Origin of the sequence: Streptomyces ziwulingensis (assembly GCF_039542605.1) — a bacterium.
Taxonomy (GTDB): Bacteria; Actinomycetota; Actinomycetes; order Streptomycetales; family Streptomycetaceae; genus Streptomyces; species Streptomyces ziwulingensis.
Map to the genome: position 1 here is coordinate 103603 of NZ_BAABIG010000007.1, position 12387 is coordinate 115989.

Sequence of the window (12387 nt, forward strand, 5' to 3'; positions counted from 1 at the left end):
GGCCACCCGTCGCGGGGTGGGCCGCGGCCACCTGGTGCGGTGCGGACGGACCGGGTGTGCCCGGCCCGCCCGCACCGTTCACCTGTTACGGGTTGGAGCCGACGATCTTGGGGATGGTGGTGGTCCCCGTGACCTTGACCGCGTAGTTGCCCTTGAAGGTGGGCTTGGTGGCGGTCGTGACCACGGTGCCGCAGCCGGTGGCCGAGGTGACGGCGAGGTCACCGCTGACGCTGGCCACGGCCAGGATGCCGGTGGAGTTGGTGTAGGTGGCGGTGGCCTTGCCCGTCACGGTGAACACGCAGGCGCCGGCGGTCACCTTCGCCGAGACGTTGCCGACGTAGCCCTTGGTGACGCCGGTCGCGGCGGTGTAGTCCTGCGCGACGACGGTCCAGGGGGTGGTGGCGATGGTCGTGACGTTGCCCAGGACACTGGAGCACGGCGAGGCGCTGGTGCCGAAGTTGATGGCGTTGATGGACGCCACCGTCGCCGGGTTGCCGGTGGCGCTGGCCATCGTGCCCGAGGCGCTCGACGTCGTACACGTCATCGGGATGTTGGCGGTCAGCACTATGTTGCCGCTGTTCGTCGCCGAGAAGTTGGCCGGCGACGGGGTGACGGTCCAGACGGTGGAGGGGACGGCGGAGGCGGGGGCGACGGCCATGGCGAAGGCGGCGGCACCCGCGCCCGCCACGACGGCGATTCTTGTGAAGGGCTTCTTCATGACTCTGGGACTCTCCTTGTGGATTGACCGGCAGAGGGGGATGACGCCCGAACCGTAGGAGCGGGAGAACGGGCGGTCCGCGGCTCGGAAATCCTCGACCGCGAGCCCCGACGTTACTTGCGGGAAACTTATGCGAACAATGGCGCCGACCATGATTCTTTGTAGAATGTGCAACATCTGTTCCCCGGGTGAGCAGTCCGGAGGGCCGCTTAGTCACCCACTGCTAAGAACGGCCCCGCCGCCCGGCCCCGCGCCGGCCCGCCCCGGCGGCCCGGGTGCGGCTCCCCGGCCCCCGTCCCGGTCCGCTTTGCTCATCTGATGACAAAGTGCGGGCCCGTTTTTAGCTGCGGGATGCCAAATTGCCGATGGCTGAACCGAATCCTTCGGGAAAGTCAGATCCCTCTCTTGCCCGCGTAGGTTACTCGGCCGTAGCGTGCCGGATACGGCGCTGATCTCCTGGTGGGTGCCCCCCCATACCGAGGAGGCGCGACGGATGACTTCCGGCCTTGCCCTCCTTCTGGGGCGGACATCCGTCGGCAGGGTCGCGCGGGAGTCCCTTCCGCGCGGAGCCGCGTGGCCCTGCCCCGCACCGCGCAGACAAAGTCCACGAGGTGAGTTGTCTGCGCGGTGACAAAGAACGGGGAGGCCGGCACGACCCGGTGCCCCACCTATTGTCAGTCAACCGTGCACCGGCTTAACGTGCGCTCCGCGGTGCACACCGACCTCACCCTCTTTGGAGGTGATATGGGAATCGAAGTGGTGGTCGAGGGACTCACCAAGTCCTTCGGCAAGCAGAAGATCTGGCAGGACGTGAGCCTGACCCTGCCGGCCGGAGAGGTCAGCGTCATGCTCGGTCCGTCCGGCACCGGAAAGACCGTGTTTCTTAAGTCGCTCATCGGGCTGCTGAAACCGGAGCGCGGCCGTGTCCTCATCGACGGAGTGGACATGGTGAACAGCCCGGAACGCGATATCTACGAGACCCGGAAAAAGTTCGGGCTCATGTTCCAGGACGGCGCCCTTTTCGGTTCCATGTCCCTCTTCGACAACATCGCCTTTCCGTTGCGCGAGCACACGCGGAAGAAGGAGTCGGAGATCCGCCGCGTCGTCATGGAGCGGATCGAGGTGGTCGGCCTGCTGGGCGCCGAGGGGAAACTGCCGGGGGAGATCAGCGGCGGCATGCGCAAGCGGGCGGGGCTCGCCCGCGCACTCGTGCTCGACCCGCAGATCATCCTGTGCGACGAACCCGACTCCGGGCTCGACCCGGTCCGCACCGCCTACCTCTCGCAGTTGCTCATCGACCTGAACGCGCAGATCGACGCGACGATGCTGATCGTCACCCACAACCTCGACATCGCCGCCACGGTCCCCGACAACATGGGCATGCTCTTCCGGCGCGAACTGGTCACCTTCGGCCCGCGCGAGGTGCTGCTCACCAGCGAGGAACCGGTCGTGGAGCAGTTCCTGGCCGGCCGCCGCGAGGGCCCGATCGGCATGTCGGAGGAGAAGGACGCCGCCACCCTGGCCGCCGAGGTCGTGCGGCAGCGCCCGGAGGGACCCCGGGAGATCATCCCGCAACTGGAGCCGTCCCCCGGACTGCCGCCGCGGCTCGCCGTCACCCGCCGCCGCGAACGGGTCCTCGGCATGCTCGACCGGCTGCCGCCCGCGGCCCGCGCGGCCATCGAGCGCACCTACGCCACGCCCGCCGCCCACCCCGCCGCGCCGACGCTGCCGATGCCCGCCGCCGGGAGCGGCGCATGATCACCGGCGCCCTGCGGCAGACCGGCCGGCTCTTCGCGCTCGCCGCCGAGGTGGCCCGCGCGATCTTCCGACGGCCGTTCCAGTTCCGCGAGTTCGTCGAGCAGTTCTGGTTCATCGCCAGCGTCACCATCCTGCCCGCGGCGCTGGTCTCGATCCCGTTCGGCGCCGTGATCGCCCTCCAGGTCGGCTCGCTCACCCAGCAGCTCGGCGCCCAGTCCTTCACCGGCGGCGCCAGCGTGCTGGCCGTGGTGCAGCAGGCCAGCCCGCTCATCGTCGCCCTGCTGATCGCGGGCGCGGCCGGCTCCGCGATCTGCGCCGACCTCGGCTCCCGCACCATCCGCGAGGAACTGGACGCCATGGAGGTCATGGGCGTCTCCCCGGTGCAGCGCCTGGTGGTGCCCCGGGTGCTGGCCACCATGGGTGTCGCGGTCCTGCTCAACGGCCTGGTCTCGGCGGTCGGCATCCTCGGCGGCTACGTCTTCAACGTCTTCCTCCAGGACGGCACCCCCGGCGCCTACCTCTCCAGCTTCTCCGCCCTCGCCCAGCTCCCCGACCTGTACATCAGCGAACTCAAGGCGCTGATCTTCGGGTTCATCGCGGGCATCGTCGCCGCCTACCGCGGCCTCAACCCGCGCGGCGGCCCCAAGGGCGTCGGCGACGCCGTCAACCAGTCCGTCGTCATCACCTTCCTGCTGCTCTTCTTCGTCAACATGGTGATGACGGGCGTCTACCTCCAACTCGTCCCGCCGAAGGGAGGCTGAGGTCCGTGGCCTCCCCGCTCGTCTGGCTCGACCGCTCCGGCGACCAACTCCTGTTCTACGTACGCTCCCTGCTGTGGATCCCGCGCACCCTGCGCCGCTACCTCACAGAGGTCCAGCGCCTGCTCGCCGAGGTCGCCTTCGGCACCGGCGGCCTCGGGGTGATCGGCGGCACCATCGGCGTGATGATCGCGATGACCCTGTTCACCGGCACCGTCGTCGGACTTCAGGGCTACGCGGCCCTGGACCAGATCGGCACCGCCGCGTTCACCGGGTTCGTCTCCGCGTACTTCAACACCCGCGAGATCGCCCCGCTGGTCGCCGGGCTCGCCCTCTCCGCCACCGTCGGCGCCGGCTTCACCGCCCAGCTCGGCGCGATGCGCATCAACGAGGAGGTCGACGCCCTCGAAGGCATGGGCATCCGCTCTCTGCCCTACCTGGTCACCACCCGCATCATCGCCGGCGTCGTCGCCATCGTCCCGCTCTACGCGATCGGGCTGCTCTCCTCCTACCTGGCCTCCCGCTATGTCACGGTCCTCTTCAACGGCCAGTCCCGGGGCACCTACGACCACTACTTCAACCTGTTCCTGTCACCCACGGACGTGCTGCTCTCCGTCCTGAAGGTGCTCATCTTCAGCGTGATGGTCATCGTGGCCCACTGCTACTACGGCTACCGCGCCTCCGGCGGCCCGGCGGGGGTCGGCGTCGCGGTCGGCCGGTCGGTGCGCAACGCCATCGTGCTGATCAGCGTCACCGACTTCTTCCTGTCCCTCGCCCTGTGGGGCGCCACCACGACCGTGAAGGTGGCGGGGTGACATGAGCGGTGCCCGAAGCGCGACCCTGCGCCGCCGGCTCGCCGGAGTGGTGTTCCTGGTGGTCCCCGCCCTGCTGGTGTGGCTGTCCATCGCGGTCTACGACAAGAAGTTCACCGACTCCGACCCGGTGGTCGTGGAGACCGGCAGCGTCGGCAACGAGATGCACCTGGGCGCCGAGGTGAAGCTGCGCGGCGTGGTCGTCGGCGAGGTCCGCGAGATCGACGCCACCGAGGACGGCGCCCGGCTCACCCTCGCCCTGGAGCCCGGCGCCCTCGCCGGCATACCGGACGACGTACGCGCCCAGATGCTGCCGACCACCCTGTTCGGCGAACGGTTCGTCGCCCTCGTCCCGCCCGCCTCGTCCGCCCGGCCGGCCCTGGCCGCCGGTGCCGTCATCCCGCAGGACCGCTCGGCGAGCGCCGTCGAACTCCAGCAGGTCCTCGACAACGTGCTGCCGATGCTCACCGCGGTCCAGCCGCAGAAGCTCTCCGCCACCCTCTCCGCCGTCTCCCAGGCCCTGGAGGGCCGCGGGAGACGGCTCGGCGAGACGCTCAGCCTGCTCGACTCCCACCTGAAGAAGTTCAACCCCCAACTGCCCACCCTCAACCGCGACCTGAAAGAGCTGGTGAAGGTCAGCCACGTCTACGCCGACGCCGCCCCCGACATCCTCACCGCCCTCACCGACTTCACCACCACCAGCTCCACCCTGGCGGAGAAGGAGAGCGAGCTGGCCGGCACCTTCGGCGCCACCACCAGGACGGCCGAGGACGTGACCGCCTTCCTGCGGCAGAACAAGGACAACATCATCCGGCTCGGCGCCGCCTCCCGGCCCACCCTGGAACTGCTCTCCGAGTACTCCTCGTCCTTCCCCTGCACCCTGCGCACCCTCACCGACTTCGTCCCGGCCATGGACCAGGCCCTCGGCAAGGGCACCGACCGGCCCGGCCTGCGCGTCGACGTCACCACGGTGCCCTCCCGCGGCGCCTACCGCCCCGGCGCCGACAGCCCCTCGTACGAGGCCGGCGGCGGCCCCCGCTGCTACCCCGTGCCCTACCTCGGGGTGGCCGCGAAGCCGGCCGTGCAGGTGCCCGCGGCGGCCGGCCAAGAGCTGGGTCCGGCCAACTCCCCGCAGGAGAACGACCTCGTCAACGAACTGCTCGCACCGGCCACCGGAAAGGCCCCCGCCGACCTCCCGGAGTGGAGCAGCCTGCTCGCCGGTCCGGCACTGCGCGGCACGGAGGTGACCCTGCGATGACGTCCCGGCACACCGCCCACACCCGGCGCCGGCCGCTGACCGGACCGCTGCTCAAGTCCCTCGCCTTCCTGCTGGTGACCGCCCTCGCCACCACCGTCCTCGGCCTGAGCGTCGCGGACACCGGGGTCGGCGACGACGACCGCCTCTCCTACAAGGCGCTGTTCACCGACGTCACCGGCCTCACCGACGGCGACAGTGTGCGCATCTCCGGGGTCGAGGTCGGCGAGGTCACCGACGTCCGCGTCGTCGACCGGCGCACCGCGCAGGTCACCTTCGCCGTCCGCGACGACCGCGCGCTGCCCCGCTCGACCACCGCCGCCGTGAAGTACCTCAACATGGTCGGGCAGCGCTACGTCGCCCTGGACCGGGGCAGCGGCGACCTCACCGGCACCCTCGACGGCGGCGACACCATCCCGCTCGACCGCACCGCGCCCGCGCTCGACCTGACCCTGCTCTTCAACGGCTTCAAGCCGCTCTTCGAGGGACTCTCCCCGAAGGACGTCAACGAACTCGCCGGCTCCATCGTGCAGGTCCTCCAGGGCGAGGGCGCCACCGTCGACAGCCTCCTCACCCACATCGGCTCGCTCTCCACGACCGTCGCCGCCAAGGACAAGGTGATCGGCGAGGTGGTGAAGAACCTCAACACGGTCCTGACCACCCTCAACGACCGCGAGGCCGCTTTCGACGACCTCGTCGACACCCTCCGGAAACTGGTCACCGGCTTCAACGACGACCGCAAGCCGCTGGGCAAGGCGGTCGCCGCCATGGGCGACCTGACCACCGTCACCGCGGACCTCCTGAAGGACGGCCGGGCGCCGCTCAAGGAGGACATCCGGCAGATCGGCCGGCTCTCGGACAACCTCGGCGACGCCACCCCCCAGATCGAGGACTTCCTCGACCGGACCCCCGCCAAGCTGACCGCCCTGGGCCGGCTCTCCTCCTACGGCTCCTGGTTCAACCTCTACCTCTGCGAGGCCCGCGTGGCCGGAGTGACCACCTCGACCGGCTCGAAGCCGCCGACCGGCGTCGCGGTCACCGAAGCGAGGTGCGGCGCATGAGCCTGCTGGTGCGGCCCGAACGCCGCGACGACCCCGCCCCCGCACCCCGCCGGTCCCGGCCCCCGCGGTTCAAGCCGGCCAAGGACCGCGACCCGGTCGCCGTGGCGCTGGTCGGCCTGCTCGTACTGGCCCTGCTCACCGTCTTCGCCTACCAGGCCGACAGCCTCTCGCTCACCGGGGCCACCGGCTACAGCGCCGACTTCACCGAGGCGGCCGGCCTCGACGAGGGCGACGAGGTACGGGTCGCCGGCGTCAAGGTCGGCGAGGTCACCGGCGTCGCCCTCGACGGCGACCGGGTGAAGGTCAGCTTCGACGTCGAGGACGCCTGGATCGGCGACCGGACCACCGCCGCCATCGCCATCAAGACGCTGCTCGGCGACAAGTACCTGGCCCTCGACCCGCTCGGCACGGCGGAACAGGACCCCGGCAACCGCATACCGAGGACCCGGACCACCTCGCCGTACGACGTGACGCAGGCGTTCCAGGACCTCAGCACCACCGTCGACGCGATCGACACCCAGCAGCTCGCCAAGAGCTTCGAGACGATCTCCGCGACCTTCGAGGACTCGCCGCCGCACGTCCGCAAGGCCGCCACCGGCCTGTCCGACCTGTCGCGGTCCGTCTCCAAACGCGACCGCGAGCTGTCCCAGCTCCTCACCGGCAGCGCCCGGTTCACCCAGACGCTGAAGGACAAGAAGTCCAGCTTCGAGACCCTCATCGAGGACGCCGGGCCGCTGCTCGGCGAACTCGAGGACCGGAGGGACGCCATCAGCGCCCTGCTGCGCGGCAGCCGCGCCCTCGGCACCGAGCTGACCGGCCTGGTCGCGGACAACGAGAAGCAGCTCGGCCCCACCCTGAAGGCGCTCGGCCGCGTCACCACCGTCCTGCGGGAGAACAGCGACCAGCTCGACCGGACGCTCGCCCTGGTCGGCCCCTACTACCGGCTGATCGGCAACACCCTCGGCAGCGGCCGCTGGTTCGACAGCTACCTGTGCGGGGTGGTGCCCCGCGACTACCTGCCCGCACAGTCCCAGCCCGAGAAGTCGTGCATGCCGCCGAAGCAGTCGTCGGCGGCCCAGGGGAGCGGTGAGTGATGAGCAAGCGCAGAAAACTCCTCGCCGCCGCGATCGCGCTGGCCGTGGTCGCCGCCGGCCTGGCCGCGGTGCGCGCCCTGGAATCCTCCGGCACCCGCCTGACCGCCTACTTCGACCGGGCCGTCGGCGTCTACGCCGGGTCCGACCTGCGCATCCTCGGGGTCCGGGTCGGCGAGGTGGAGTCGGTGCGCCCGCAGGGCACCCGGGTACGGGTGGAGCTGGCGCTGGAGGACGGCGTCCGGGTGCCGAAGTCGGCGCGCGCCCTGGTGGTCGCGCCCAGCGTCGTCGCCGACCGCTACGTGCAGCTCACCCCGGCCTACCGCACCGGAGCGGCCCTCGCCGACGGCGCCGTACTGCCCGCCTCCCGCAACCGCACCCCGGTCGAGATCGACCAGCTCTACGCCTCCCTCACCGACCTCAGCGAGGCCCTCGGGCCCGACGGGGCCAACTCCTCCGGCGCCCTGTCCGGCCTGCTGAAGACCGGCGCCGCCAACCTCGACGGCAACGGCGAGGCCATCGGCGAGAGCATCGAGCAGTTCGGCAAGGCCGCCAAGACCCTCGACGGCTCCAGCGACGACCTGTTCGCCACCCTCAGCCGGCTCCAGACCTTCACCACCATGCTGAAGGACAAGGACACCGGCGTACGCACCGCGCAGGAGCGGCTGGACACGGTCGTCGGGTACTTCGCCGACAACAAGGACGATCTCGCCGGGGCGCTGGAGGAACTCGGTGCGGCCCTCGCCCAGGTGAAGACGTTCATCAAGGACAACCGGGGCGAGCTGAAGAAGAACGTGGACAGACTGGTACCGATCACGCAGACCCTGGTCCGTCAGCGCACCTCGCTGGCCGAGGCCCTGGACGTCGCCCCGCTGGCCGCGGACAACCTGGCCGGCGCCTACGACCCCGACACCGGCATGATCGACGGCCGCGCCGACCTCAACGAGATCAGCATGGGCGGCCCGCTGCTGCCCCTGCCCGCGACCGGAGGCAGCGCGACCGGAGGCACCGCGACCGGAGGCTCCGCGGCCTCGGGGGCGGGGGAGCGGTGAAGCGCGCCGTGCGACGCCGGGAAGCGGTGGCCGACCGCGAGGGGCCGCGCACCACCGTGCGCCGGGGCGTGCTCACCACCGGTGCCGCCGCCGGCGTGGGGATCGGCGGGCTGCTCGCCCTCGGCCTGGGCTTCGCCCTCGCCCTCGGCGCGTTCTCCGCCGACGCCCCGCGCTTCGACGGGATCGAGAGCCTGCCGCTGCCGGGCGGCGCCGACCTCGGCTCCCACCCCTACACCGTCACCGCCGAACTGGACGACGTCCTCAGCCTGGTGCCGCAGGCCGCGGTCAAGGTCAACGACGTGGCCGTCGGCCGGGTCACCGCCATCCGCCTCGACGGCGACAAGTGGTCGGCCCGGGTCACCATGGAGATCAACGGCGACGTCCGGCTGCCCGGCGACGCGGGCGCCCGGGTGGAACAGTCCAGCCTGCTCGGCGAGAAGTACGTCCAGCTCGTCGCGCCCGCCAGGTCGACCGCCGCGGGCGGGCTCGGCGACGGCGGCGTCATCCCGATCGCCCGCACCGGCCGCAACACCGAGGTCGAGGAGGTGTTCGGCGCCCTGTCCCTGCTGCTCAACGGCGGCGGTGTCGCCCAACTGAAGACCATCACCCAGGAACTCAACAAGGCTCTCGGCGGACGCGAGCCCGAGGTCCGCTCCATGCTCAAGCGGGTCGAGGAACTGGTGTCGAACCTCGACGACCACCGCGCCGACATCACCGACGCCCTCGACGGCGTCAACCGGCTCTCCGCGACGCTGGCCGGCCGCAAGGACGACGTACGCACCGTCCTGACCGACCTCTCGCCCGGCCTGAAGACCCTGCACGAGCAGCGTGGCTCCCTGCTGACCATGCTGCGCTCCCTGGACACCCTCTCCACCGTCGCCGTCTCCACCGTCGAAGCGAGCAAGGACGACATGGTCGCCGACCTCAAGGCCCTCGCGCCCACCCTGAAGGCACTCGCCGACGCGGGCGGCGACCTGCCCGACTCGCTCCAGGTGCTGCTCACCTACCCGTTCACGGACGAGGTGCTGAACGGGGTCAAGGGCGACTACCTCAACGTGTACCTGAGCATGACGGCCGAACCCGGCACCCAGGTGATCCCGCCCCTGGTGCCGCAGGGGACCTCCGCGCCCTCGCCCACCGCCACGGCCCAGAAGGAGCAGGGCGCCACGGCCGGGAGCCGGAAGCGGTCCGGCGGCGCCGGGACCACGGCCGCCGCCACCCCGTCGGCCACCCTGCCGCTGCCCTCGGTGCCGACGCCGTCCGGGAACTCGGGGAACTCGGGGAACTCCGGGAACTCCGGGGACGGAGGCGCACAGGGATGATCACCCTCGCCGTACGCCTGAAGAACCTCTCCTTCCTCGTCATCGCCGTCCTCGTCCTCGGCTTCCTCGGCATCCGCTACGCCGACCTCGGCCGGTACGTCGGTGTCGCCGACTACTACACGGTCAAGGTCGAACTGTCGCGCACGGGCGGCCTGTTCACCCACTCCGACGTCACCTACCGGGGCGTGTCGGTGGGCCGGGTCGGCTCCATCGACCTGACCGCCGACGGGGTGGTCGCGGAACTGCGCATCAAGAAGTCCGCCCCCCGCATCCCCGCCGACACCCGGGCCGTGGTGGCCGGACTCTCCGCGGTCGGCGAGCAGTACATCGACCTGCGGCCCGAGAGCGACGCGGGCCCCTACCTCGCCCAGGGCACCCGGATCGAACGGCCCGACACCGAGGTGCCCGCACCCGTCACCGACGTCCTCACCAGCGTCGACGCCCTCACCCGCTCCGTGCCGCTGGAGGATCTGCGCACGGTGGTGGACGAGTTCGGCAAGACGTTCGAGGGGCACGGCGACGACCTCCAGGCACTGCTGGACAACGGCAGCGCCTTCGTCGAGGCCGCCGACCGCAACCTGCCCGCCACCACCCGCCTCCTCGCCGACGGCGAGACGGTGCTGCGCACCCAGGCCGAGGAGGCCGAGGCCATCCGCGGCTTCGCCGACGGCGCCACGGAACTCGCCCGCACCCTCAAGGGGTCGGACGCCGACCTGCGCCGGCTCCTCGACGTCACACCGGACGCCGCCACCCAGGTCAGCGGGTTGCTCCGGGACCTCGACCCCAGTCTGGGCGTCGTCCTCGCCAACCTGCTCACCACCTCCGAGGTCGCCGTCACCCGGCAGCGCGGCATCGAGGAACTCCTGGTGAAATACCCGGCGGCCATCGCGGCCGGCGCCACCGCCGTCGAGGGGGGAACGATGAAGCTCGGCCTGGCCGTCACCTTCTTCAAGCCGCTGCCCTGCACCGACGGCTACGGCGCCACCCGCTACCGCGGCGGCCTGGACCTCGGCACCGCCCCGGCCCTGAACACCGGCGCCTCCTGCACGGCCTCCGCCGCGAGCGGGGTCGGCGTACGCGGCTCGGCCCACGCCCCCCGGGGCGGCGCGGTGCCCGACCCGGCCAAGCCCGGCTCGCTGCCCTCGGGCAGCACCGCGGCGGCCACACCGAAGTCCGCCCCGGCCCTGCCGGGCGCGCTCGCGCTGCCGGACACGGGCAGCGGTACGGCACCGGGCCTGGCGGGACTGCTCGGCGCGGAGCCGGAGGACGGCCGATGAGGCGGGCCCGCGTCCTCGCCGGGACGGGACTCGCGCTGGCGCTGGCGTTCTGCTCGGCCGGGGCGTGGACGTACGCGCAGGCACGGGGCGACGACTCGCTCTCGTACGGCCGTGAACGCGACGAGGCGCTCGCCGACGGGCGCGAGCGTCTCTCCGTGCTGAACACCCTGGACGCCTCCTCCCAGGACCGTGCGCGGGCGGGCATCCGCGCCTGGCGCGCCGCCTCGACCGGCCCGCTGCGGGAGGAACTGGGAGCGACCCGGCCCGAGGCGGGCGCCTCGGCGCGGGGCACGGTCACCGAGGCCGCGCTCACCGCCCTCGACCCGCGCGCGGGCACCGCGAAGCTCATCGCGACCGTGCGCGTCGAGGTCACCCCCGCCGGGACGAAGACGGCGACCACCGACCGCAAACGCCTGGAAGCGGTCCTGGCCCGCACGGGCGAGGGCGAGTGGAAGGTCAAGGCACTGAGCGCGGTACCGCTCGCGCGGACGGCGGAGGAGGACGGCGACCGATGACACGCCTGCTGCACCTCGGGCGGCAACGGGACACCCCCGCCCGGCCCGACGGCCCCTCCGTGCCCGGCCCCGCCCCGACCGACGACGCGACCCCGCCGCCCGGCCCCGCCCCGGACGCCACCCCCGCATCGGAAGCCGCCCCCGCATCGGAAGCCGCCCTCGCGCCGGAAGCCACCCCCGCCCCCGGCGAGGGCGAAGAGGTGCCGGGGCGGGCGGGGGAGCGGCCGAGGCCGAGTGCCCGTTCCTCCCGCGGCGCCGGTCTGCGGCGGCTCCTGCCGGCCGTCACCGCGGCCGTGCTGGTCCTGGCCGGCTGCGGGTTCTTCTACGGCGCCCGCGAACTGCGCTCCACCCCGTCCGCCGAGAACCACGCGCTGACCGACGCCGACGCGACCACCCGGGTCGCCGGGGACGTCGGCAACGCCCTCGCCCGGGTCTTCTCGTACACGCCGGACGGGCTGGCGGCCACCGAGCGTTCGGCGCGTGCCGTCCTCGCGGGGCGGGCCTCGCGCCAGTACGCGGAGCTGATCGACCGGATCCGCGCGGACCTCGCCGAGCAGCGCGTCACCCTGAGCACCCAGGCCGTACGTACCGGAGTGATCGAACTCGACGGCGACAGCGCGCGGTTGCTGGTCTTCCTCGACCAGATCTCGCACCGCGGCAAGGACGGCACCACCTCCGCGGCGGCCCAGCTCACGGTCACCGCCCGATGGGAGAAGGACCAGTGGCGGATCGTCGACATCAGGACCCGGTGAGCGGGCGCGAGGAGCA

12 protein-coding genes are annotated in these 12387 nt (G+C 71.9%); 11 read left to right on the forward strand and 1 reads right to left on the reverse strand.

Features of this window, described 5'->3' with window-relative positions; genetic code table 11:
• Positions 1 to 85: 85 nt before the first annotated feature.
• The gene (locus tag ABEB00_RS03340) at positions 86 to 718 is read right to left on the reverse strand and encodes a hypothetical protein (RefSeq protein ID WP_345617320.1); all 633 of its coding nucleotides are present in this window, start codon (positions 716 to 718) and stop codon (positions 86 to 88) included.
• Positions 719 to 1462: 744 nt separating this feature from the next.
• Between ABEB00_RS03340 and ABEB00_RS03345 the strand changes: the two genes are divergently transcribed.
• The 11 genes from ABEB00_RS03345 to ABEB00_RS03395 are packed head-to-tail and all read left to right on the forward strand — an operon-like array spanning position 1463 to position 12371.
• Entirely contained in the window at positions 1463 to 2476 is a 1014-nt protein-coding gene (locus ABEB00_RS03345) for an ABC transporter ATP-binding protein (protein ID WP_345617322.1), read from the forward strand.
• Entirely contained in the window at positions 2473 to 3237 is a 765-nt protein-coding gene (locus ABEB00_RS03350) for an MlaE family ABC transporter permease (RefSeq protein WP_345617323.1), read from the forward strand. Before ABEB00_RS03345 ends, ABEB00_RS03350 begins: the two co-directional genes overlap by 4 nt.
• Before the next feature lie 5 nt (positions 3238 to 3242).
• Positions 3243 to 4049 carry an MlaE family ABC transporter permease gene (locus ABEB00_RS03355; RefSeq protein ID WP_345617326.1) on the forward strand — a complete coding sequence of 269 codons (807 nt, stop codon included), beginning with the start codon at positions 3243 to 3245 and terminating at the stop codon, positions 4047 to 4049.
• A gap of 1 nt (position 4050) precedes the next feature.
• Positions 4051 to 5304 (forward strand): MCE family protein, encoded by a 1254-nt coding sequence (locus tag ABEB00_RS03360; RefSeq protein ID WP_345617328.1) that lies wholly within the window; start codon positions 4051 to 4053, stop codon positions 5302 to 5304.
• On the forward strand, positions 5301 to 6362 hold the full coding sequence (locus ABEB00_RS03365; protein ID WP_345617329.1) for an MCE family protein: 1062 nt from the start codon (positions 5301 to 5303) through the stop codon (positions 6360 to 6362). The genes ABEB00_RS03360 and ABEB00_RS03365 overlap by 4 nt, the downstream gene beginning before the upstream one ends.
• Positions 6359 to 7456, forward strand: a complete 1098-nt coding sequence (locus ABEB00_RS03370) for an MCE family protein (RefSeq protein WP_345617330.1) — start codon at positions 6359 to 6361, stop codon at positions 7454 to 7456. Before ABEB00_RS03365 ends, ABEB00_RS03370 begins: the two co-directional genes overlap by 4 nt.
• Entirely contained in the window at positions 7456 to 8505 is a 1050-nt protein-coding gene (locus tag ABEB00_RS03375) for an MCE family protein (RefSeq protein WP_345617331.1), read from the forward strand. The genes ABEB00_RS03370 and ABEB00_RS03375 overlap by 1 nt, the downstream gene beginning before the upstream one ends.
• A 56-nt stretch (positions 8506 to 8561) precedes the next feature.
• Positions 8562 to 9827 (forward strand): MCE family protein, encoded by a 1266-nt coding sequence (locus ABEB00_RS03380; protein WP_425586428.1) that lies wholly within the window; start codon positions 8562 to 8564, stop codon positions 9825 to 9827.
• Complete coding sequence (locus ABEB00_RS03385) at positions 9824 to 11104, forward strand: MCE family protein (RefSeq protein WP_345617332.1); 1281 nt, start codon at positions 9824 to 9826, stop codon at positions 11102 to 11104. The genes ABEB00_RS03380 and ABEB00_RS03385 overlap by 4 nt, the downstream gene beginning before the upstream one ends.
• Positions 11101 to 11619: a hypothetical protein gene (locus tag ABEB00_RS03390; RefSeq protein ID WP_345617333.1), complete on the forward strand. Its 519-nt coding sequence runs from the start codon at positions 11101 to 11103 to the stop codon at positions 11617 to 11619. The genes ABEB00_RS03385 and ABEB00_RS03390 overlap by 4 nt, the downstream gene beginning before the upstream one ends.
• Positions 11616 to 12371 (forward strand): hypothetical protein, encoded by a 756-nt coding sequence (locus ABEB00_RS03395; protein ID WP_345617334.1) that lies wholly within the window; start codon positions 11616 to 11618, stop codon positions 12369 to 12371. Before ABEB00_RS03390 ends, ABEB00_RS03395 begins: the two co-directional genes overlap by 4 nt.
• The last annotated feature ends 16 nt before the right edge of the window (positions 12372 to 12387 follow it).

Excerpts from the sequence above, each read along its gene's own strand:
- ABEB00_RS03360 (WP_345617328.1), top strand. The coding sequence starts at position 4,051 with ATGAGCGGTGCCCGAAGCGCGACCCTGCGCCGCCGGCTCGCCGGAGTG.
- ABEB00_RS03385 (WP_345617332.1), top strand. The coding sequence starts at position 9,824 with ATGATCACCCTCGCCGTACGCCTGAAGAACCTCTCCTTCCTCGTCATC.
- ABEB00_RS03395 (WP_345617334.1), top strand. The coding sequence starts at position 11,616 with ATGACACGCCTGCTGCACCTCGGGCGGCAACGGGACACCCCCGCCCGG.
- ABEB00_RS03375 (WP_345617331.1), top strand. The coding sequence starts at position 7,456 with ATGAGCAAGCGCAGAAAACTCCTCGCCGCCGCGATCGCGCTGGCCGTG.
- ABEB00_RS03340 (WP_345617320.1), bottom strand. The coding sequence starts at position 718 with ATGAAGAAGCCCTTCACAAGAATCGCCGTCGTGGCGGGCGCGGGTGCC.
- ABEB00_RS03350 (WP_345617323.1), top strand. The coding sequence starts at position 2,473 with ATGATCACCGGCGCCCTGCGGCAGACCGGCCGGCTCTTCGCGCTCGCC.
- ABEB00_RS03370 (WP_345617330.1), top strand. The coding sequence starts at position 6,359 with ATGAGCCTGCTGGTGCGGCCCGAACGCCGCGACGACCCCGCCCCCGCA.
- ABEB00_RS03390 (WP_345617333.1), top strand. The coding sequence starts at position 11,101 with ATGAGGCGGGCCCGCGTCCTCGCCGGGACGGGACTCGCGCTGGCGCTG.
- ABEB00_RS03365 (WP_345617329.1), top strand. The coding sequence starts at position 5,301 with ATGACGTCCCGGCACACCGCCCACACCCGGCGCCGGCCGCTGACCGGA.
- ABEB00_RS03345 (WP_345617322.1), top strand. The coding sequence starts at position 1,463 with ATGGGAATCGAAGTGGTGGTCGAGGGACTCACCAAGTCCTTCGGCAAG.